This is a genomic window from Peribacillus sp. NPDC055009, from assembly GCF_053608705.1.
Genome location: NZ_JBSGVZ010000019.1, coordinates 41,055 through 62,763, shown reverse-complemented (window position 1 = coordinate 62,763; position 21,709 = coordinate 41,055). Strand labels below are relative to the sequence as shown.

Sequence of the window (21,709 nt, the reverse complement as noted above, 5' to 3'; positions counted from 1 at the left end):
TTGTATGGAGTTTTTTCTTGTTATATTAGCGCTTCTTATATTGATTGGAGTGTCTAATGTAATTAACCATTTTATACCTTTTATACCTGTACCATTAATACAAATAGCACTGGGTGTCATATTGGCACTTTTACCCCTGGGTATGCATGTTGAGATGGAGACGGAATTATTTTTGCTATTATTCATCGCACCCCTATTATTCAATGATGGCAAAAATGTACCACGAACAGCACTATGGAAGTTGAGAGCACCCATTTTGATGCTTGCACTAGGCCTGGTATTCATAACGGTTTGGGCAGGCGGGTATTTAATTAATTGGATGATCCCTTCGATACCATTGCCGGCAGCGTTCGCTTTAGCGGCCATTTTGTCACCTACGGATGTAGTGGCAGTAAGCGCTTTGGCGAGTCGAGTCAAGTTACCGAAGAGCATCATGCACCTTCTCGAAGGCGAAGGGCTAATGAATGATGCCTCAGGTTTAGTTGCCTTTAAGTTTGCCGTTGCAGCTACAGTCACTGGTGTTTTCTCCCTAGTCGACGCAACCTTCAGTTTCATATGGATTGCAATTGGTGGGTTTGTAGGTGGAGCGATACTAGCTTTCATCATTATCAGGCTTCGTGTATTTCTTCGCCGTTTAGGGATGGAAGACGTCACGATGCATATGCTGATCCAAATCCTAACTCCTTTTATTATTTTCCTCGCTGTGGAACATTTCCACCTTTCTGGGATTTTAGCAGTCGTGGCTGGGGGAATTGTCCATGCCATTGAACGAGATCGGGAAATATCACCAACTGTAGAACTTCAAGTCGTTTCAAAGAGTACATGGTCCGTCATTTTATATGTATTGAATGGCCTTGTATTCGTTTTGCTTGGCTTGCAAATCCCAAGCGTTGCGAAAACTATCTTTCAAGATCCAGCCTTCAATAATGGACAAGTGATCCTTTATATCGTGATCATTACACTTTTCCTCTTCGCTTTACGATTCATTTGGCTTACGGCTGCCTGGTCGATTGGCTGGATGACGAAAAAAGCGGGAGCCCAAAAACCAGACTTCAAAGCTGCTGGAATCATTACCATTTCCGGTGTTCGCGGAGCTGTAACCTTAGCAGGTTCATTCTCGATTCCATATGTGTTGGCAGATGGAAGTCCTTTTCCTGAGCGTTCGTTAATCATTTTCATTGCAGCAGGTGTCATATTGCTGACACTGATTGTTGCGAGTGTATTTCTTCCAATCGTGGCAAGGTCAGAAGAAGAGGAAGTGGTGGACAAGCAGTCTGACAAAACGAAAGCTGCTGCCATTCACTCACATCAAGCCGCTATTCGGGTGATTGAGTCCCAAATGACAGATGAAAACCGGGAAGCGGCTTTATCGATCATTTCCAGGTACTGTACCAAGATCAATGAACTGTCCTATGTAGAACAGGAGAAAGAACCGGCGGCATTAAGGGAAGAAGAGAAGGATCTTCGCTTCAAGGCCCTTGAAGCAGAGCAAAGATTCTTGGATAAACTTATTAAGGATGAAAAAGTGGACCGGGAAACGGCGTATATATGCAAGGAATACATCCAGCGTATGGAAGGTGCGGTAACAAATCGACTGAAGTTCCGCTTTTTCAGGTCAGTAACGCTGTTCAGAAGAAGTATGCTGAGGGTTTTAAAATTATTTTTCCCTAATAAAAGTGAAATAAGAAAAATCAATCTTGAGAGATTGGAAAAGGTCAGGGATCTTAAAATCAGGATGTATAAAGCTGCCATCCAAGAGATACAAGCCGGAATTACATCCGATAATCATAAGACATCCTCGATGATCATAGACGAGTATAAAGTGTTGATTTTAAAATGCAAACGTGAAAATAGAGGCCGTACCCCGAGTAAAATGGTCGAATATGAAAGAGAGCTGTTCTATAAAGCGATCCAGGCAGAACGGGACGAAGTGCAGGATATGTTTGAAAAACGACAAATCTCCCGTGATGTTGCCAACATACTCCGCCAGCAAATCAATTTACGGGAAGCACTGACAATCAATGAAAATACACACTGATTAACAAAAGGAGCACTGCCGATAAATTCGGCAGTGCTCCTTACGGTTTGTGAAGGAAATATCGGAAGGGGCATCGAATCATTAATGTATCCAATAATTGATGAAAGAGGCTGTACTTAATGGAAATGGAAATCGAGACCATCACCTTAACGCCTTATTTACCGGAACATCTTCACCAGCTTTCCCAGTTTTATTTACCGGGTACACAAACCCCTTTTTCCGCTTTGCCGGAAGAGTCACTTAAATATTGCCGGGAAGATTGCGACAGGCACCCTATTGTAATATTGGCCGATGGTACCCCTGTTGGCTTTTTCGTTTTACACATTGGCGAAAACATCGCCCTTTTCACCAGCGATGAAAAAGCGATATTACTCCGTGGATTACTTGTTGATCAAAAACATCAGGGCAAAGGGATTGCGAAGAAGGCCTTGCAAATCCTGCCGGAATTCGCAAAAGGGATTTTTCCAAACAAGGATTCGATCATTCTGGCAGTGGACGCCATGAACGTGATTGCAAAAACGCTTTATGCAAAAGTGGGGTATCAGGATACAGGGATTCAAAAAGAAGGCAGATGCGGGTTGATGGAAATAATGGAGTATAGATTAGATTACGATGAACAAGGATATGGAGTAAGGGATTAGACTTTTCCAAAAGGAGAGGTCTTTTTTTGTCCAATTTGTTACAGGTTTCATTATTAAACCCGTGATTTAGAAGGGCTGCTTTTAATAATCCCGCTGCCTTATGTTACACTTTACTTAATGCAAAATTCGTTAATCGAGGTGTAGTCCTAATGAAAACAGTCGTAGTCGTAGGTGGGGGCATTACCGGTTTATCAACCATGTATTATTTACAAAAAACAGTTAAAGCGAGGAGTCTCCCGGTACGATTGATATTAATAGAAGGAAATGAAGAGCTTGGCGGTAAAATAAGGACTGTGCACGAAGGACCTTTTAAAATTGAAGCGGGTGCTGATTCGATTGTCGCCAGGAAACAAAATATACAACCATTTCTTAAAGAATTGAACCTGGAGGATCAGGTTGTCTATAATGCGACGGGAAAGTCATTCATCCATACAGACGGGATGCTAAAGGGAATCCCCGAAGATGCCCTTTTTGGAATACCAATGAGCCTGGAGTCGCTGGCGAAAAGTGATCTGGTTTCTGCCCAAGGCAAGGTTGACGCTTTAAAGGATTTCTATACAAAAAATGAGACCTTTACGAAAAATGACTCCATCGGCTTATTTCTTGAAAGCTTCTTAGGCAAGGAATTGGTGCAAAAGCAGATATCGCCTGTCCTTTCGGGTGTTTACTCAGGAAAATTAAATGAATTGACCATTGCCAAAACACTGCCAGAGATGCTGGATTATAAAAATCAATATGGCAGTATAATACGAGGTCTTTCGGAAAATAAGCAGAAATACCAAAGCAAGGGAAATAAGAAGTTCCTTTCGTTTAAAAATGGCTTATCAACATTGGTTGAACGAATTGAGGAAAGCCTCGATATGGTCGAGATTTTAAAAGGGGTCCGTGTAAATGAAATTGGAAGAAATGATGAGGGGTATATCATTTCATTGGCAAACGGTGAAACGTTCGAAACGGACTTTATCGTGTTGAGTACACCGCATACCGTTGCCCAGAAATTATTGGGAGATCGGGAGCTGGATGAGGACTTCGACAGCTTGATCAATAGTTCGATGATTAGCGTTTATCTTGGGTTCGATATCCCGGACAGCATGCTTCCTAAAGACGGGACAGGTTTCATTGCAGGTGATAATAGTGATTTGATCTGCAATGCATGTACTTGGACAAGCCGGAAATGGGAGCATACTTCTGAAAACAGTCAGCTTTTGGTAAGGCTTTTTTATAAAAGCTCAAGTCCGGACTATGAACGATTACGGTCCCTTACTAACCAGGAATTGATCACCGTGGCTTTATGCGACATTAAAAACAGTCTAAGTATTTCTGGCAATCCAATTACGAGTGAAGTGACGAAATGGCATGAAAATATGCCGAACTACCATATTAAACATCCTCAAATCGTTCAATCCCTGGAGGAGAAAATCTCCGAGAATTATCCGAATGTTTTACTTGCGGGCTGTTCATACAATGGTGTCGGAATCCCGGATTGTATTGCTGATGGGGAAAAGAAAGCACAAGAAATATGTCTGAAGTTGTAAAGAGGGGACTGCCAGATGGCGGTCTCAGACTGTAGATAAACTCGAGGGAAATTGAGTGTTTGTAAAATTGGAACGTTGATTTCCACTCCAGGCACTCGCTTGCCGGGGTCTCCCCTGGACGCGCTTTTCCCGCAGGAGTCTCGTACCTTACGCTCCAATCAACTTTATTTTCCCTTTTAATTAGAACCCTTTTGCCTAGTTTTAAAATTAAGGTGATAAAAATACTTTCTAAAACATTTCCGCTAAATCCTTGAAATGATTACTTTAGATCAATTGATCAATAGAACGATTTTGTAATCGTCACGATTGTAACACCAGGTATGATAATAATATCCTAGAGTCTCTTTGAAAACGTGATTAGAAGAGGCCACAAACATATTTGAGGATCTTTTTTTAGTACAATGTACGGAAAGAAGATCATCAAAAAAATGGAAGATTCACGAGAGGTTACCTATTCTCTATACCTGATTCATTTCATTTCCAATAGTAAATCATAATGGACTGCCAGGTGGCAGTCCATTTTTTATGCATGCTGGAAATTCCGTTTGAAGTTTCCGGCATTTCCTGTATAATGATATCCGTAAAATTAAACTGAAAGTTTACTTATATAAAACTTTATCTACTGTGTGTTTACTATAAGTAAACTGTTGAGGGTAAATATGATGCAAATTGGAAAAAAAATAAAGAACCTTCGCTTGAAAAAAGGATTGACCCAGGAAGAATTGGGGGAAAGAACGGATTTAAGCAAAGGATATATTTCACAGTTGGAAAGGGATCTTAGTTCCCCATCAATTGAAACTCTTTTCAATATTTTAGAAGTGCTTGGCTGCACGCCGAAGCAATTCTTCGATGAAGAGGATCAAGTCCAAAAGGTAGTGTATGAAGAAGAGGCACAAACGTTTTTCATCGATGAAGAACGCGGGTATCAAATCCAGTGGCTCGTGCCTGAATCGAATGAGAAGGAAATGGAACCTATTCGACTGACTCTCCAGGAAAAGGGGGAGTTCAAACAATTTGAACCATCCTTGTCGGAAACATTCGGCTATGTATTAAACGGAAGAGTCATTGTAAAGCTTGGTAAACATACGTATTTCGTCAAGGCAGGGGAGTCGATTTATTTTCATGCTTCAGATGAACATCAAATCATCAATGATTTTGAAGGCCCTTCCGAGTTATTACTCGTGGTGACGGAATCATACTTATAGAATTCAAATCAAATGCAATCGCTGAAAATTGATGAGTAAGGTAATGGAGAGAGGGAAGAGCTATGGCAAATGGGAATATAATACGCTTCGATCAGGTTACGAAGCAATTCGATGATGATACGGTAGTTCTCGATAATGTTAGTTTTGAAATCGAGAGAGGGAAGTTTTATACGCTCTTGGGTCCTTCCGGATGCGGGAAGACTACGATCCTTCGTTTGATTGCCGGATTTACGGAAGCCTCCAAAGGTGATATTTACTTTGAAGGAAAAAGGATCAATGATGTGCCAGCCAATAAAAGGCAAGTGAATACGGTATTTCAAGATTATGCACTTTTTCCGCATTTAAATGTGTTTGAAAATGTAGCATTTGGTCTTCGGATTAAAAAAATGAAAAACTCGGAAGTGGAAATAAAGGTGAAGGAAGCCCTCAGCTTTGTTAATTTGGAGGGTTATGAAAAACGGGAGATCAGGGAAATGTCCGGCGGTCAGCGGCAACGGGTGGCGATTGCCAGGGCGATCGTTAATGAACCGGAAGTCATCCTTCTTGATGAACCGCTATCTGCCCTCGATTTGAAATTGCGTACAGAAATGCAATATGAATTGCGGGAGCTGCAACAGAGGCTTGGAATCACGTTTATCTTCGTCACTCATGACCAAGAGGAAGCATTAGCGATGTCAGATGAGATTTTTGTCCTTAACAAAGGGAAAATCCAGCAAAGCGGGACCCCTACGGATATTTATGATGAACCGCTGAATCGATTCGTTGCCGATTTCATCGGCGAGTCCAATATTGTAAAAGGAAAAATGATTGAAGATTACCTCGTGGAATTCGTCGGCAGACAGTTCGAATGTGTCGACCAAGGATTGAACAGTAATGAGGCTGTCGATATTGTCATCCGCCCGGAAGATTTAGAGATTACTTCCATCAATCGCGGGAAACTGCAAGTTCGTGTGGACTCCCAGCTATTTCGCGGAGTTCATTATGAAATCAGCTGCTATGACCATGATGGAAATGAATGGCTTGTCCAATCAACGAGAAAAGTGGCAGTTGGGGATGAAATAGGTCTGTATTTCGATCCGGAATCCATCCATGTCATGCGATTGGGTGAAACTGAAGAGGAATTCGATAAGCGTCTGGAAGCGTATCATGATGGGGAAAGTCATGAAGAATAAAATATCCCGTAATATTTACTTCATACCATATGTCTTATGGATTGCTTTATTCGTTATCGCACCCATTTTGTTGATCCTTTACTACTCCTTCTTTGATATTGAAGGCAATTTATCTTTGATTAACTATCAAAAGTTCTTTACGCCAGTATATTTAAAAATGACTTTAAGCTCATTCTGGTATGCGTTCCTTATTACGGGGATATCCCTTTTAGTCGCCTATCCGACAGCATATTTGTTAACGAAAACCAAGCATAAGCAGTTATGGCTTTTGCTGATTATCGTGCCTTCCTGGATCAATTTACTTTTGAAGGCTTATGCCTTCATTGGTATCTTTGGCACGTATGGTGTGGCAAATGGTTTTCTGGAGGCGGTAGGAATCGGAAAGCAGCAGATTCTCTTTACCGATTTCAGCTTCATATTCGTTTCGGTTTATATTTTCATCCCGTTCATGATCTTACCGATATTCAATGCGCTTGATAAAATGAATCCAACCCTTCTGGATGCGGCCAATGACTTGGGGGCGTCCAGATGGATGACATTCCGCCGAGTCATTTTTCCATTGACGATAGATGGTGTAAAGACGGGATGCCAGGTAGTCTTCATCCCGGCACTTTCATTGTTCATGCTTACAAGACTGATTGCCGGTAACCGCGTCATTACGCTAGGTACGGCTATCGAGCAGCACTTCCTTGTAACACAGGATTGGGGAATGGGTTCCACAATTGCGGTATTTTTGATTATTATAATGTTCCTGATTATGTTTGTAACGGGTAACCGAAAGCAGGGTGTGTAAATTGGGCAATAAATTATCACCAATATCAAAAGCGTTTCTCGTTTTGATTTTTCTCATACTCTATGCACCGATTTTCTTTTTAGTCTTTTACTCTTTTAACAGCGGTGGAACGATGTATGACTTTAAAGGGTTCACGATGGAGTGGTACAAGGAGCTGTTCCAAGATACAAGGCTGTTGATCATTGTATTGAATACACTTGTGATTGCTTTATTATCTGCACTGATCGCAACGATCATCGGGGTGATAGGGGCAATTGGAATTCGGTCCTTTACGAGCAGCAAAGCTAAGAATACGGTATTGTCATTGAATAATGTATTGATTGTCAGTCCCGATGTGATCATCGGTGCTTCCTTCCTGATTTTATTCACGATGGCCGGGATCAAGCTTGGATTCTACTCGGTACTGTTGTCGCATATCGCCTTCAGTATCCCGATCGTTGTGCTTCTGGTCCTTCCGAAACTTCAGGAAATGAGCCCTACTTTAATTGATGCGGCACGGGATTTAGGGGCAAGCCGGTGGGATGTATTGACGAAGGTCATCCTTCCATACATCCTACCCGGTATTTTTGCTGGTTTTTTTATGGCATTGACTTATTCACTTGATGATTTTGCGGTTACGTTCTTTGTGACCGGTAATGGCTTCTCCACTCTTTCTGTGGAAATCTATTCATTGGCACGCCGTGGAATTTCATTGAATATCAATGCACTGTCGACACTGCTGTTCGTCGTGACACTGCTGTTGGTTGTCGTTTATTACTTTATAACTCAACGTGTAAGGCAAACGGGAATGGGGGGGAAACGATGAAAAGGCTTGTCCAAATGTTTTTGATCATCTCCCTCGTATCGGCTTTGCTTCTATATGCGATTTCAAGATTGAATTCATCGCAGGGATTTACGAGCAGAAATACGCTTACCATCTATAATTGGGGAGATTACATCGATACCGATCTAATCGAACGTTTTGAAGAAGAGACGGGCATAAAGGTCATTTATGAGACATTTGATTCGAATGAGGCCATGATGACAAAGATCGAACAGGGCGGTACGACTTATGATATTGCCATTCCATCTGAGTATATGATCGATAAGATGAGGCAAGAAGACTTGCTCGTTCCCTTGGATCATTCCAAGCTTCCGAATTTGAAAAATATCGATGAGCGATTCATCGATCTGCCATTCGATCCGGAGAATAAATATTCCGTGCCGTATTTCTGGGGAACGGTTGGAATTGTTTACAATTCCAAGATGCTCGGTGGAAAGGAAATAACGGCCTGGGCGGATTTATGGGATAAAGATTTAAAAAATGAAATCCTTTTGACGGATGGAGCTAGAGAAGTGATGGGCATGGGCCTGAACTCTTTGAATTATTCATTGAATGATATAGATGAAGAACACCTTCAAGAGGCAAAATCCAAGCTAGATGCCCTCACCCCGAATATTAAAGCGATCGTCGGAGATGAAAGCCGCATGCTATTGGAAGCCCAGGAAGCGGCGATTGGCCTTGTTTGGTCGGGAGTTGCTTCTGAAATCATGGCTGAAAACGAAGATCTTGAATACGTTGTTCCAAAAGAGGGGTCCAATTTATGGTTTGATAATATGGTCATCCCGAAAACAACCAAAAATGTCGATGCGGCTCACCAGTTCATCAACTTCATGCTGGACCCGAAAGTTGCAGCACAGAACGCGGAATATGTAAGTTACTCGACACCTAATAAAGAAGCACTGAAATATATGCCTGAAGAAGTGGTGAAGGATGAACGTTTCTATCCATCTCCGGAACTGACAAAGAAACTGGAAGTGTACGAAAACCTGGGGAAGAAAAACTTAGCCCATTACAACGAACTCTTCCTTGAATTCAAGATGCATCGTAAATAACACACAAAAAAAGCATGGTGTAGGAATTCCCTACGTACACCATGCTTTTTCGATTCTTTGTTTCACGAGTATTCGCTCCAAACTCACGAGTAAAAGTCCAAAACTCACGAGTATTTGCTCCAAACCCACGAGTGAAAGCCGAATTGCACTCTGTTACCCATTTATCAAAAGGCGAAATAACGGTATAATATCTTTTTTTGTAATGATCAACCAAAGTCTCAATGTAAAATGGTAGCAGAAGGAAATACTCTAAAATATATGTAGGTATATAAGTATGTTAGTATAATGATTGTGTTGGTGCATATTGAAGGTGGAACTAAAATCTTAAGGATTAATTAATAATTCCAAGCTATCATTATAGAAAAATTAAGGGAGAGTATTCATGAAACTATTAAGGAGCACGAAGGCATATATTTGGGCAGGGAGCATTTTAATCATTGGCGGGATCATGGCATTTGCGATGATTTCATCCACGGATAAGACAATGGCGAGTATCGATGGCGAGAAAATCAATAAGGATGAGCTGTATGACGCGCTTGTTGCGGGATACGGAGCAGATACTTTAGACCTGTTGATTACGAATAAATTGGTTGAATTGGAAGCGGAAAAAGCAGGGATTAAAATTAAGGATGATGAAATCCAGAAAGAAATCGATGTTATGGTAGAGTCCTATGGTGATGAAAAGTCGCTAAAAGAGCAATTGGAAGCAAGCGGTTCTTCAATGGAAGCCTTAAAAAAGGACATCGTAGTTTATCTGCAAACGAAAAAACTGGTAGAACCGAGAATTACCGTGACGGATGAAGAAATCAGTACGTATTTTGAAGATAACAAAGATGCATTTGCTCAAGCGGAACAAGTGGAAGCCAGTCATATTTTAGTCGAAGACGAAAAAACGGCTAAAAAGGTTGCGAAAGAAATCGCAGATGGCGGTGATTTCGCTAAATTGGCAGCTGAATATTCCACTGATACCGAAACGGCGGATAACGGTGGAAGCCTGGGGTATTTTGGGAAAGGCGATATGGTGGAAGAGTTTGAAAATGTTGCCTTTGATCTTGATATAAATAAAGTCAGTGATCCAGTTAAATCCGAATATGGATACCATATCATAAAAGTAACCGGTAAGAAGGAAGCAAAAAAAGCTAATTTAGAAGACAGTAAAGATGTAATTAAAGAAACGCTTCTTTCTGAAAGATTACAAGAGGAATATCCCGTTTGGTTAGCTGAAGTGAAAAAAGACCATGAGATAACGAATAAATTGGAGGACTCTAACTAAGGTATCAAGTGAAGGATATATGAAAAAACAAAAGGGTAATGGTGTACCTTTCATCGAATGATGTCCCCAATCCAATTGGCCCAAAGCAACACCTTCAACTCCATAGGTATGGTTCTGTCTGAATTTTATACAGAGTTGATTGGAGCGGAAGGTACGAGACTCCTGCGGGAAAGGTGCGTCTAGGGGAGACCCCGCAGGCGCAAGCCGAGGAGGCTCCACGACCGCCCGCGGAAAGCGAGTGCCCTACGTTCCAATCAACATCCAAATTGTACAAGCCATAATAAAAGCTGAGGCATAATGCCTCAGCTTTTTTATATATTAGAAGTTGGATGAGATGGACTTTTGATTGGATAATCCTGATTTTTTAACGATTTCATCACTCTCTTTTTCACCTTTATCAATATCGGATTTCAATGATTGTGACGGCGTTTCTTTCAGCTGTTTACCGGCTACGACCACCTTTGAACTGATGTCTTTTAATTCACTTGTTGCTTCCTTCGCTGTACCAAGGGCATCAGTGGAGATATCCTTTACTTCTGATACTTTACCCACCACGTCTTCATTGACGGTTTCATATAGTGTTTCGACGTCATTGATTGCCTCTTTAATCGTCTCGGTTGCCCCTTTGACTCCTGATACCATCTGTTCCTTCATTTCGCCGGGATTTTCCTTGACCTGTTCAATCATATTCATGGAGTTGTCTTTTAAAAGGACGGCTGAACGCTTTACTTTATTTCTTGTGTTGGAGTCAAGTAAGGTCAACGCACCACCAACAAGCCCCCCGATTAGAATCCCTTTTAAAAGTTTGCTATTCGTTTGAGTTTCGATAGTTGATTGAGTCATTTATATTTCCTCCTTTAGAATAGTAGATTGTATGCTTACTTTGGGTTTTCCCTTATTTACCATAAGTTAAACTGGAAATAATAAACTGTCATGGGATTGACATAATAAATAAAACAATAGTAATCTACATATAGTTAAATGACTGAACTACTTTTTGGGAGGTGCAACGATGACTAATGTAAAAGTTACTGGATTGATTGATCGATATATGAAGGTTTCCTTCTATGTCAATAAGATGGGGGAGCTTTTAATAAAAGACCAGATTTGTGATGTGCTGACGAACGAACAATACTATACTTTACGGTTCATTCAACAACAGCGGTTGTGTACATCGACGGAAATCAGTGATGCCTTTTATGTTAATAAGAGTGCCGTCACATCCAACATCAATAGGCTGGAAGGCAAAGGATTGATAGAACGGGAACAGGACCTGGTTGACCGAAGGGTCTTTCACTTGAAGCTTTCAAAAGAGGGGGAAGCATTGTTACAGGAAACGGAAAATAAGATTCATAAGTTGGTAGAGAGCATCATGACGAAATTCGATTATGAAGAGATCGTTAGATTCCTTGATACATATGAGAAGCTTGCACAAATTTTCATACAAATGAAGAATGAGGAATGGGAGGAAATATAATGAGGGGGATCATAAAGGGAAGATGGCTGGTCATTATCGCTTGGGTTGCAATTACGGCAGGTCTATTGTTTGCGGCACCGAATATGGCGGACCTTGTCCGGAATAAGGGGCAGCTGGATGTACCGGCAGAGTACTCCTCTGGGATGGCCAATGAGCTAATGAAAGAGATCCAGGATAAGGATGAGTCACAAGTGGCCCTCGTATTTCATGGTGATAAGAAGCTGTCTTCCTCGGAATTGAAAGAGATTGAGATAGCGATCCAAAACCTTGAAAAGAATAAAGCAGAGCTTGGCATCAAAGAGGTCATGACCCATTTTAAAGAGCCCTCGCTAAAAGGTCAGTTGGTCTCGGAGAATGAAACGACGGTTTTGACATCCATCACGATGGTCAAGGGGGACCGAGAAGCTAAGGAAGTGATCGATGCCCTTTATAAAGAGCTGGAGCAAGTGGATGTCGAGCATTATTACACAAGCAGCTGGATGATCGATGAAGATCTTAATGCCAATTCCCAAGAAGGGCTGAAGAAAACTGAAGGCATCACGGTTGTCTTCATTCTGGCTGTATTGCTGATAGTCTTCCGTTCAGTGGTGGCACCAATCATTCCGTTGGTAACGGTAGGTTTCACTTATTTATGCTCACAATCCATCGTCTCATTCCTGGTGGATAAATGGGACTTTCCGATTTCGTCTTACACCCAAATATTCCTGGTAGGTATTTTATTTGGAATCGGGACTGATTATTGCATCCTGCTGCTTAGTCGTTTCAAGGAAGAGCTATCTTCACAGGAGTCATTGCCTGAAGCGATCGTTGCGACTTACCGAACTGCGGGTAAGACGGTCTTCTTCAGTGGGCTGACCGTAATGATTGGTTTTGCGGCAATCGGTTTTTCTACTTTTAAGCTCTATCAATCTGCGGCGGCCGTTGCCATAGGGGTTTTCATTTTAATGATCGCCCTCTATACGATCGTTCCATTTTTCATGGCGGTTCTTGGCAAAAAGCTATTCTGGCCGGCAAAAGGGAAACTTGAGCACAGTGAAAGTAAACTATGGGGAATTCTCGGTAACTTCTCCATGAACCGCCCATTGTTGGCGCTGATGATCGTTGCAATCGTCTGTGTTCCCTTTTTGTTTATGTATGATGGGAAGATTTCATATAACTCCCTTGAAGAAGCGGGTGATGATGTTCCTTCCATCATGGCATTTAATATCATTTCCGATGAATTCGGACCGGGACAATCCATGCCAACACAGATTGTCATAAAGAATGACGAACGCATGGATTCGGAAGAGTACGTCGCACTTGCTGAAAAAATCAGCCAGGAAGTCGTCAAGGTGGATGAAGTCGATGTAGTTCGATCCATGACCCGCCCGGCAGGTGAACCGATTAAGGATTTATTTGTAGCGAACCAGGCCGAAACTTTGGAGAAGGGAATCGGAGAAGGAAATGAAGGCATTAAACAAATAAGTGATGGATTAAAAACGGCAGGCAGTGAGCTTTCAGATTCAGGACCGCGGTTGAAGCAAGCGACGGACGGAATAGGGGGTCTAATATCCGGGACCAATGAATTAAAGAGCGGTGTAGGCCAGGTGGAGAAGGCGTTAACAAGCATTGAAGCAGGCATTCGCGATGGCTCTTCAGGGACTGGGGATATAAAAAATGGACTGAATGAGGTCAAGGCAAACTTGGAGAAGCTCGCCACCGGAAGCGGACAGCTCCTCGAAGGCTATAAACAATCAGCTAATGGGCTAAGTGGGCTCACAGGTGGATACAAAGAGATTCAAACTAATCTTACGGGCGTATCACAAAGCCTTGCTGGCTTAAATCCTTCCTTTGAGCAAATGGAAGCCACTCATCCAGAATTACAGACGGATCAGTCCTATCAAACGATTAAGCAAACAGTGCAAGGGGCACAGGGTGGCTTGGAGCCCATGGCAGCAGGCCTTGCCGAGCTAAATAGGAATCTTGGTTCAGTGTCCGGCGGTTTGAATACGGCGAACGAAAATATGGCACAAATCGTAAACGGTCAAACATCTCTCGGGGAGGGCCTGAACCAATTGATTTCAGGTGTTGACACTTTACAAAAAGGTCTAAGCACGATGGCCAATGGTCAGGGGGAAGTCATAAATAATCTGTCAGGATTTAAAGGCGGCCTTACCAGCTTAAGTAATGGGCAGCAAGAACTCCTAAATGGTTTTTCAAGCCTCGGCGGACAACTTACTGATTTGACAGATGGCTTAAATGAAAGTGCCGATGGCCTGAATGAAGTCCATGATGGACTATCGTCCGCACAGGGTTATTTATCAGGGCTGGCAAAAACGGATAAAACGGTAACAGGCATGTACATTCCCAAAGAAGTAGTCGAAAGCGAAGAATTCGGGGAAGCATTGAACGCGTATTTATCTGAAGACGGTAAAACCATGACCATGGATGTGGTGTTCAAGGCGAATCCATATTCCAATGAAGCAATCGAGCAAATTGATTCGATCGAGGCAACCGTTGAAAGAGTAACGAAAGATACAAAGCTAGAAAATGCGCAAGTGGCGATAGGGGGAATCACAAGTACACATCATGACTTGGGCATGATGTCTGAGGAGGATTTCTCTCGGACGGTCGTTTTGATGCTGTCGGGTATCGCCATCATTCTCTTTTTCATGCTGCGATCCCTGGTCATGCCGATCTATTTGATTGTATCGCTCGTTTTGACTTATTATACAGCGGCAGCCATTACCGAGTTGCTTTTTGTTAATATTCTCGGTTACGCCGGCATCGGCTGGGCAGTTCCTTTCTTTGCTTTCGTCATCTTGATTGCTCTTGGCATTGACTATAGCATTTTCTTGATGGATCGCTTTAACGAATGGAAGGATAAACCGGTCAAGGAAGCGATGTTACTGTCCATGAGAAAAATGGGAACGGTGATCATCTCGGCAGCCGTAATTCTTGGCGGAACCTTTGCTGCCATGATGCCAGCAGGAGTTTTATCGCTCTTGGAGATAGCCACTTTAATATTGGTGGGGCTTGCTTTATATGCGTTTGTCATATTGCCATTGTTTATTCCAGTGATGGTTGCGACGTTCGGAAACGCGAATTGGTGGCCGTTTTTGAAAAATAAGGAATAAACTTAAATTAAAGAAGGCATCCGAATGGATGCCTTCAGTTTTTCGACTGAATGGGGGTTCTTGAATGGATGGAACCTCCCTAGATAGAATAAATTTGCGACACTCCTGGCCGAATAACTCCGCTAGATTGCTTGCTTTGATGGGGGCTTGGCAGACAGTTGGTGAAAAGGAGCGAATTTAATGAGTGTTCCGCAAATAAATGCTTCGGAATGCGAAGGTCGAATAAAATCGTGAACGGTCGAATAAAGAGCGTGGTAGGTCGAATAAAATCGTGAACGGTCGAATAAAGTGTGTGGTAGGTCGAATAAAATCGTGAACGGTCGAATAAAGAGCGCGGTAGGTCGAATAAAATCGTGAACGGTCGAATAAAGAGCGGGCTAGGTCGAATAAAATTGTGAACGGTCGAATAAAGTGCGTGGTAGGTCGAATAAAATCGTGAACGGTCGAATAAAGAGCGTGGTAGGTCGAATAAAATCGTGAACGGCCAAAAAAAGTGTGTTGAAGGACGAAAAGCTGCGTGGACGGCCGAAAAAAGCTCCGGATGACGAATAACTGCGGCTCCGGAAACATATTCAACTAAAAAAACTGCAGACAATCTCGCTTTTCTTTGAGTTTGTCTACAGTAAGAAGGCATCCGCATGGATGCCTTCTTTAATTATGTATTCTTTTTTGTCTAAATCGATTTATAATTGGGGGATTCTTGTTTTATATTTCGCGATGATCTTTTGATTGTGTTCATCTGCCCCTTCGATATTACTGCTTAGGAATACGGGAGGGGTCTCCCCTGACTCAATAATCGTTTGGATGACTTGCGTGAAAATCATATTGAGGAGAACGGCCCCGACCACGGTCGATCCAGAACCAAATGGTATATTATTTGATTTCAGTAATGTGTCACCTTTGGCAATATGATTGTCTATGACCAAATCAACGACATCGTGGAGATAATGCTTCTGTTTATGCCGTGAAGGACAACTTTTTGCATACTCCGGTGATGTTAGTCCAATGACGAAGGCCCCTTTTTCTTTTGCGATAGTGGCGACATCTATGGGAACGGGATTTACGCCGGATGATGAAATGACGATACAGACATCACCAGGACGGATATCTTCATCATGCATGAATTTCTCTGATAGGTCATTTTGCCGTTCAAGTTGGGATGATCTTGAAGCACCCTTAAAAAGCATCAAATCTTCAACGAAAATAGGACGAATTGCCGCTAACCCACCTGCCCGGTAGAATACCTCTTCGGTCAAAATATGAGAGTGCCCGCTTCCGAATAAATGGATGATTCCATCTGACATCACTGCTTTTGCGATATGTTCCACAGATTCCTTAATTGATTGCTTTTCCTGTTCTTCCACAATTGTGAGTAAAGCCTGCACTTCTTCAAAGTATGAGTTCATATATGTGACACCCTCCGATTGAAAATATTCAATTTTATCTGCTTATTTTGATACTGAACTTATACCTGTCCGCACGATAAGCCGATTTAACATATTCAAGGGGAGTTCCATCTATCAGGAACGTATGCCTTTGAATGAATAATATGGGTGAGTGCTTTGGAATCGCTAAATGGGTGACTTCTAATTCAGAAGCAATCGATGATTCCAACGTTTGTGTAGCATAGTCTATTTTAAGTTTAACGTAGTTCTCCACATATTGGTAAAGAGAAAGGTTAATGATTTCTTCCGTTAATCCTTTAATTAAATTGGCAGACATGTACACGGTCTCGAGCGCCATTGGAACATCATCAGCCAACCGAATGCGTTTTATTTCATAAACGGGAGCATAAAGGGAAATGTGCAATTCACTGGCAATCTTCTTATCAGCCGGAATGATTTCAAAGCTCAGCAGCTTACTGCTTGGGTTCAAACCCCTGGCTTTCATGTCCTCGGTAAAACTGGTCAACCCATTGAGCTGCTGCTCCAACTTCTTATCGGCGACAAAGGTTCCCCTTCCTTTTTGACGGTATAAGTATCCGTCATTCACCAAATTATTTATGGCTTGCCGGACGGTCATCCGGCTAATTCCGAATTGCTCGGCATACTCACGTTCAGATGGAAGGGCATCGTGCGCTTGGAACTCACCGTTTTCTATTTGTCTTTTTATTTGTTCTTCGATTTGAAAATAAATCGGAAGAGGTGAGTTTTTATCAATCATCGACTTTCGCTCCTTTTAGGGTATTAATACTCCGGATAACGCTTTTTGGTCTGCGATAATTGTAACATTATTATGTTTTTTTAGGATAGATGCAGGGAATTCCTCTGAAATGTCACCGTGTATCAATTTCTTCAGTGTTTCGGCTTTTTCTTCACCAGATATCAGCAGCAGAATTTCTTTGCTTTTCATGATTGTTGAAATGCCCATCGTAACTGCATGTGTAGGAACTTCGTCTATGGAATCGAAATAACGTGCATTCGCTTGGCGCGTTGAATCCTCGAGTGTCACGACATGAGTTCCTGATGTGAAGGAAGTTCCAGGTTCATTAAAACCAATATGGCCATTTTGCCCAATGCCAAGTATCTGAAGATCGATCCCTCCGACGGAATCTATCATTTCATCATACCTTTTACATTCTCCGTTCGTGTCATCTGCTGTGCCATTTGGCAGGTGAGTGCGCTCTTTATTTATATTGATGTGAGTGAATAGGGAGTCATTCATATAATAATGGTAACTGTTTGGATCATTTGGTTTTAAGCCGATATACTCGTCAAGATTAAAAGACGTTACATGTTCATAAGATGTATGATTGCGCACGTGATCTTCAATCAAATTATCGTACATTCCTTTAGGGGTACCGCCTGTTGCAAGGCCCAATTTGATATTAGGATTTCCTTTGACCTTTCCGATCACTATTTCTGCGGCTGTCCGGCTCATTTCCATGTAGTCCTGCACTTGTATGATATTCATTATACATTCTCCTTTTTAAAAGCTATATTTCCTCTGCAGAACGTCATTTCAACGTCCAAGCGGTCATTCAATATTACAAGATCGGCGTCTTTGCCGACCTGGATGCTTCCTTTTCTGTCAAAAATCCGAAGTTGTTTGGCAGGGTTTTCCGCCGTCATTTTTATAATGTCAGTCATGGAACAATCGGTATATTCCATTGTGTTCTTGATGGCATCGTTCATTTTCAATATACTGCCGGCTAGTGTACCATCTGAAAGCGTTGCTTTCGTTTCGTTAACATACACAGGCTGACCGCCTAAATCATAGGTTCCCTTTTCAAGCCATTTGGCACGAAGCGAATCCGTTATCAAGATCATTCGTTCGCTGGTAATTTGGTTATATGCCAGCTTGATCATTTCCGGCCTGCAATGAATGCCGTCAGCAATAAGTTCAACAAATAGCTCGTCTCGAAGATAAGCAGCTCCCAAAACACCGGGTTCACGGTGATGGAGTCCCCGCATCCCATTATAAAGATGTGTAACGTGGGTAGTCCCTGCTTGGATTGCTTCATCGATTTGGTCATATGTTGCATCTGAATGTCCAATGGAAGCGACGACGCCAGTTGCCTTTAAGTGAGCGGCAAGATCTAATCCGTTTGGTTGTTCAGGAGCAAGCGTTACAAGCTTGATTTGATTTTCGGCCATTTCCTGCCACCTTTTAAATAGAGTGACATCAGGGTCAACGATATGCTCTTCAGGCTGTGCTCCTTTACGGACCGGTGATATGAAAGGACCTTCTAAATGGATTCCAATTATTTCAGCGTGTTCTTGAGATTGATTTTCGATATATTTACCAGCATTAAGAAGTGCTGATTCAATGGCTTCGGCAGTTTGAGTCATTGTAGTGGCCAGAAAGCTGGTGGTTCCTTCTTTGGGAAGAGTCTCTGCCATTGTGGATAATGCTTCATTTGTGGCATCCATTGCATCGGAATTGGAGGCTCCGTGAATGTGGATGTCGATCGCACCGGGAATTACCTGATAATCCGGTGAAAGAGTAATTACCTCGGCATCATCGTCCTGTTTGTATTGGCTGACTGGACCAACTTCGGCAATTTTTCCATCCACGACTTTAATATACCCATTTTTGTATGTTTCCTTTTCGCTATGAACTATTAGATTATTAATAATGAATGTTTTCATACATAATCTCCTTTATGAAAGTAAAACTTAATGAATGAGTCAATATATTTTGCCCTCATTTTATCGTTTTTATTAAAAGTTGTCTAGACCAGTTGGGGTATATCAGGATTAAAAAAGCATTTTTTGCTTTTTTTTCGAAGAAAATAGTATATTTTTAAGTGAATTGGTATAGACATCTATATATTTTCTGTGCTAGTATAAGCCAAAGAAAAGTTATTATATTGATAAAATGAAAACGCTTTATACGTCTTTTCGTTCTGCTGAATCAAAAGAAGTTAGGAACAAGGGAGATGAGTTCGATGTTAAATTTTTTACAAAAGATAGGTAAGGCTTTAATGTTACCGATTGCTGTTTTGCCAGCAGCGGCTTTATTGCTTCGTTTAGGGCAACCGGATTTACTCAATATTCCATTTATGGCTGCCTCGGGACAAGCCATTTTTGATAATCTTGCCATATTGTTCGCTTTAGGTATAGCGATTGGATTATCCAAAGATGGAAGCGGTGCTGCGGCATTGGCAGGTCTTGTTGGTTACTTTGTTTTAACGAATGGTACACAAGCGATTAATAAAGATATCAACATGGCTGTTTTAGGCGGTATTATATCCGGTATAGTTGCCGCTCTTCTATATAATAGATACTCCGACATAAGACTCCCTGAATGGCTTGGATTCTTTTCAGGGAAACGATTCGTCCCGATCATCACTTCGCTTGCGATGATTATACTTGCGGCAATATTCGGTTTTGTTTGGCCGCCGATTCAAGATGTAATCAATAGTGTTGGTGACTGGATTACAGGTGCAGGGGCATTGGGAGCCGGCGTATTCGGCGTTTTGAATCGCTTATTGCTTCCAGTAGGCCTACATCATGTCTTGAATAGTATGGTTTGGTTCGTCTTTGGTGAGTACAATGGAGCTACAGGTGATATAAATCGTTTCTTCGCAGGGGACCCGACTGCTGGGCCCTTCATGACCGGCTTTTTCCCGATCATGATGTTCGGTCTTCCAGCTGCGGCATTAGCGATGATTGCAGCTGCAAAGAAAGAGAAACGTAAATTGGTGACGGGGATGCTTGTTGGGTTAGCTTTCACTTCTTTCCTTACAGGAATCACTGAACCGATTGAATTTCTGTTCATGTTCATCGCACCGGTGTTATATGTAATACATGCCCTTTTAACCGGGGTCTCCCTGGCACTTGCTGTTATATTGGATATCCATCATGGTTTTGGATTCTCCGCAGGAGCCATTGATTATTTCTTGAACTTTGGTATTGCGCAAAAACCGCTATGGTTAATACCGATTGGCTTAGTATACGCGGCAGTTTACTTCGTGATTTTCTATTTTGTCATCAAGGTCATGGATTTAAAAACACCTGGCCGTGAAGACGATGAGGAAGAAGTGGAAGAAGAAACTATTGTGAAAACAGGGGATAAATATACCGATATGGGATCGCTTTTCATTCAAGATCTTGGCGGTAAAGAGAATATAAAGCTAATTGATAACTGTGCAACACGCTTGCGTTTACAAGTGGCCGATTCAGGAAATGTGAATGAAGCAGCCTTAAAACGGCATGGTGCGCGCGGTGTCATGAAGTTGAATAAATCGAGTGTGCAGGTCATTGTTGGAACGAATGTTGAATTCGTTGCAAATGCAATGAAACAACTTGTCAAGAATGGCGTCGACCCAAGCCAAGTGAAAGCAGTTCCATCTGCACAATTGGCAGAGGATATTGTAGAGGAAAACCAAGCTTTGGGTGCAAATGACTTTGTCCTTCCAATTGAAGGAACCGTTTTACCGATAGAACAAGTTCCCGATCAAGTGTTTGCTATGAAAATGATGGGGGATGGCTTTGCTATCGAGCCAGTCAACGGAAAACTAGTATCCCCAATCGATGGGGAAGTGCTAAGTATCTTCCCGACAAATCATGCACTGGGATTGAAAATGGATAATGGTCTGGAAATTTTGATCCATGTTGGTTTAGATACGGTTAAATTAAATGGAGAAGGGTTTACATCTCTTGTACAAGAGGGTCAAAGAATAACAAAAGGAACACCTCTTTTGGAAATTGATTTAGATTTCATAAAACGGAATGCCCCATCAACGGTCACTCCTATTATATTCACTAACTTACCTGAAGGAACGGCAGTGAAATTGCAAAAGTCAGGGATCCAGAAACAAAATACACCAGATATCATCAAGTTGGAAAAACTATAAATTTATCGAAAAAGGGATGTCGACATTGTCGACATCCCTTTAGACTGTGGACAAACTCAAAGAAAAGCGAGTTTGCCTGCAGTTTTTTTTATGGCTTGTACATTTTGGATGTTGATTTCCGCTCAAGAAACTCGCTTTCCGCGGGCGATCGTGGAGCCTCCTTGGCTTGCGCCTGCTGAGTCTCACACATTCGCTCCAATCAACTATGTTTTTAAAATTCAGATGGAAACCAAACTTGAGGAATTGGTTTGGGTCAGTTGATTAGGGATTATCATTTGATGAA

Annotated in this window: 17 protein-coding genes; 12 read left to right on the top strand and 5 right to left on the bottom strand. The window is 41.9% G+C overall.

Annotation, left to right across the window (positions count from 1 at the left end):
* Positions 1–4 precede the first annotated feature (4 nt).
* The 9 genes from ACWF5P_RS22170 (at position 5) to ACWF5P_RS22130 (ending at position 10,532) form a co-directional block, all read left to right on the top strand.
* On the top strand, positions 5–2,038 hold the full coding sequence (locus tag ACWF5P_RS22170) for a Na+/H+ antiporter (protein ID WP_260359294.1): 2,034 nt from the start codon (positions 5–7) through the stop codon (positions 2,036–2,038).
* A gap of 119 nt (positions 2,039–2,157) precedes the next feature.
* Positions 2,158–2,679 carry a GNAT family N-acetyltransferase gene (locus tag ACWF5P_RS22165; RefSeq protein ID WP_434168274.1) on the top strand — a complete coding sequence of 174 codons (522 nt, stop codon included), beginning with the start codon at positions 2,158–2,160 and terminating at the stop codon, positions 2,677–2,679.
* A 149-nt stretch (positions 2,680–2,828) separates the two neighbouring features.
* The gene (locus tag ACWF5P_RS22160) at positions 2,829–4,214 is read left to right on the top strand and encodes a protoporphyrinogen oxidase (RefSeq protein ID WP_434168275.1); all 1,386 of its coding nucleotides are present in this window, start codon (positions 2,829–2,831) and stop codon (positions 4,212–4,214) included.
* A gap of 662 nt (positions 4,215–4,876) precedes the next feature.
* Entirely contained in the window at positions 4,877–5,419 is a 543-nt protein-coding gene (locus ACWF5P_RS22155; RefSeq protein ID WP_260359297.1) for a helix-turn-helix domain-containing protein, read from the top strand.
* A gap of 62 nt (positions 5,420–5,481) precedes the next feature.
* Positions 5,482–6,591 (top strand): ABC transporter ATP-binding protein, encoded by a 1,110-nt coding sequence (locus tag ACWF5P_RS22150; protein ID WP_101225687.1) that lies wholly within the window; start codon positions 5,482–5,484, stop codon positions 6,589–6,591.
* Positions 6,581–7,384, top strand: a complete 804-nt coding sequence (locus ACWF5P_RS22145) for an ABC transporter permease (protein WP_101225717.1) — start codon at positions 6,581–6,583, stop codon at positions 7,382–7,384. The genes ACWF5P_RS22150 and ACWF5P_RS22145 overlap by 11 nt, the downstream gene beginning before the upstream one ends.
* Position 7,385: 1 nt before the next feature.
* A complete protein-coding gene (locus ACWF5P_RS22140; RefSeq protein ID WP_034304873.1) occupies positions 7,386–8,189 on the top strand; it encodes an ABC transporter permease in 804 nt (267 codons plus the stop codon).
* Positions 8,186–9,259, top strand: coding sequence for an extracellular solute-binding protein (locus tag ACWF5P_RS22135; RefSeq protein WP_434168276.1), 1,074 nt, complete (start codon positions 8,186–8,188; stop codon positions 9,257–9,259). The genes ACWF5P_RS22140 and ACWF5P_RS22135 overlap by 4 nt, the downstream gene beginning before the upstream one ends.
* A 382-nt stretch (positions 9,260–9,641) precedes the next feature.
* The gene (locus ACWF5P_RS22130; protein WP_452445300.1) at positions 9,642–10,532 is read left to right on the top strand and encodes a peptidylprolyl isomerase; all 891 of its coding nucleotides are present in this window, start codon (positions 9,642–9,644) and stop codon (positions 10,530–10,532) included.
* A gap of 318 nt (positions 10,533–10,850) precedes the next feature.
* Here the strand turns inward: ACWF5P_RS22130 and ACWF5P_RS22125 are convergent, their stop codons facing one another.
* Positions 10,851–11,375 (bottom strand): YtxH domain-containing protein, encoded by a 525-nt coding sequence (locus ACWF5P_RS22125; protein ID WP_452445299.1) that lies wholly within the window; start codon positions 11,373–11,375, stop codon positions 10,851–10,853.
* A gap of 169 nt (positions 11,376–11,544) precedes the next feature.
* Between ACWF5P_RS22125 and ACWF5P_RS22120 the strand changes: the two genes are divergently transcribed.
* Positions 11,545–12,009: a MarR family winged helix-turn-helix transcriptional regulator gene (locus ACWF5P_RS22120; protein WP_101225690.1), complete on the top strand. Its 465-nt coding sequence runs from the start codon at positions 11,545–11,547 to the stop codon at positions 12,007–12,009.
* Positions 12,009–15,125, top strand: a complete 3,117-nt coding sequence (locus ACWF5P_RS22115) for an MMPL family transporter (RefSeq protein WP_452445298.1) — start codon at positions 12,009–12,011, stop codon at positions 15,123–15,125. Before ACWF5P_RS22120 ends, ACWF5P_RS22115 begins: the two co-directional genes overlap by 1 nt.
* A gap of 683 nt (positions 15,126–15,808) precedes the next feature.
* Here the strand turns inward: ACWF5P_RS22115 and ACWF5P_RS22110 are convergent.
* The 4 genes from ACWF5P_RS22110 to nagA are packed head-to-tail and all read right to left on the bottom strand — an operon-like array spanning position 15,809 to position 19,216.
* On the bottom strand, positions 15,809–16,531 hold the full coding sequence (locus tag ACWF5P_RS22110) for an SIS domain-containing protein (RefSeq protein WP_260359303.1): 723 nt from the start codon (positions 16,529–16,531) through the stop codon (positions 15,809–15,811).
* 34 nt (positions 16,532–16,565) lie between these two features.
* Entirely contained in the window at positions 16,566–17,288 is a 723-nt protein-coding gene (locus ACWF5P_RS22105; RefSeq protein ID WP_101225693.1) for a GntR family transcriptional regulator, read from the bottom strand.
* A gap of 15 nt (positions 17,289–17,303) precedes the next feature.
* Complete coding sequence (gene nagB / locus ACWF5P_RS22100; protein WP_230178693.1) at positions 17,304–18,038, bottom strand: glucosamine-6-phosphate deaminase; 735 nt, start codon at positions 18,036–18,038, stop codon at positions 17,304–17,306.
* The gene (gene nagA, locus ACWF5P_RS22095) at positions 18,038–19,216 is read right to left on the bottom strand and encodes an N-acetylglucosamine-6-phosphate deacetylase (RefSeq protein ID WP_434168280.1); all 1,179 of its coding nucleotides are present in this window, start codon (positions 19,214–19,216) and stop codon (positions 18,038–18,040) included. Before nagA ends, nagB begins: the two co-directional genes overlap by 1 nt.
* Positions 19,217–19,515: 299 nt before the next feature.
* Between nagA and nagE the strand changes: the two genes are divergently transcribed.
* The gene (gene nagE, locus ACWF5P_RS22090) at positions 19,516–21,426 is read left to right on the top strand and encodes an N-acetylglucosamine-specific PTS transporter subunit IIBC (RefSeq protein ID WP_434168281.1); all 1,911 of its coding nucleotides are present in this window, start codon (positions 19,516–19,518) and stop codon (positions 21,424–21,426) included.
* The last annotated feature ends 283 nt before the right edge of the window (positions 21,427–21,709 follow it).

Coding starts and splice junctions, on each gene's coding strand:
- ACWF5P_RS22160 (WP_434168275.1), top strand. CDS start 2,829: ATGAAAACAGTCGTAGTCGTAGGTGGGGGCATTACCGGTTTATCAACC.
- ACWF5P_RS22135 (WP_434168276.1), top strand. CDS start 8,186: ATGAAAAGGCTTGTCCAAATGTTTTTGATCATCTCCCTCGTATCGGCT.
- nagE (WP_434168281.1), top strand. CDS start 19,516: ATGTTAAATTTTTTACAAAAGATAGGTAAGGCTTTAATGTTACCGATT.
- ACWF5P_RS22130 (WP_452445300.1), top strand. CDS start 9,642: ATGAAACTATTAAGGAGCACGAAGGCATATATTTGGGCAGGGAGCATT.
- ACWF5P_RS22145 (WP_101225717.1), top strand. CDS start 6,581: ATGAAGAATAAAATATCCCGTAATATTTACTTCATACCATATGTCTTA.
- ACWF5P_RS22125 (WP_452445299.1), bottom strand. CDS start 11,375: ATGACTCAATCAACTATCGAAACTCAAACGAATAGCAAACTTTTAAAA.
- ACWF5P_RS22110 (WP_260359303.1), bottom strand. CDS start 16,531: ATGAACTCATACTTTGAAGAAGTGCAGGCTTTACTCACAATTGTGGAA.
- ACWF5P_RS22115 (WP_452445298.1), top strand. CDS start 12,009: ATGAGGGGGATCATAAAGGGAAGATGGCTGGTCATTATCGCTTGGGTT.
- nagA (WP_434168280.1), bottom strand. CDS start 19,216: ATGAAAACATTCATTATTAATAATCTAATAGTTCATAGCGAAAAGGAA.
- ACWF5P_RS22155 (WP_260359297.1), top strand. CDS start 4,877: ATGCAAATTGGAAAAAAAATAAAGAACCTTCGCTTGAAAAAAGGATTG.
- ACWF5P_RS22120 (WP_101225690.1), top strand. CDS start 11,545: ATGACTAATGTAAAAGTTACTGGATTGATTGATCGATATATGAAGGTT.
- ACWF5P_RS22105 (WP_101225693.1), bottom strand. CDS start 17,288: ATGATTGATAAAAACTCACCTCTTCCGATTTATTTTCAAATCGAAGAA.
- ACWF5P_RS22165 (WP_434168274.1), top strand. CDS start 2,158: ATGGAAATGGAAATCGAGACCATCACCTTAACGCCTTATTTACCGGAA.
- ACWF5P_RS22150 (WP_101225687.1), top strand. CDS start 5,482: ATGGCAAATGGGAATATAATACGCTTCGATCAGGTTACGAAGCAATTC.
- nagB (WP_230178693.1), bottom strand. CDS start 18,038: ATGAATATCATACAAGTGCAGGACTACATGGAAATGAGCCGGACAGCC.
- ACWF5P_RS22170 (WP_260359294.1), top strand. CDS start 5: ATGGAGTTTTTTCTTGTTATATTAGCGCTTCTTATATTGATTGGAGTG.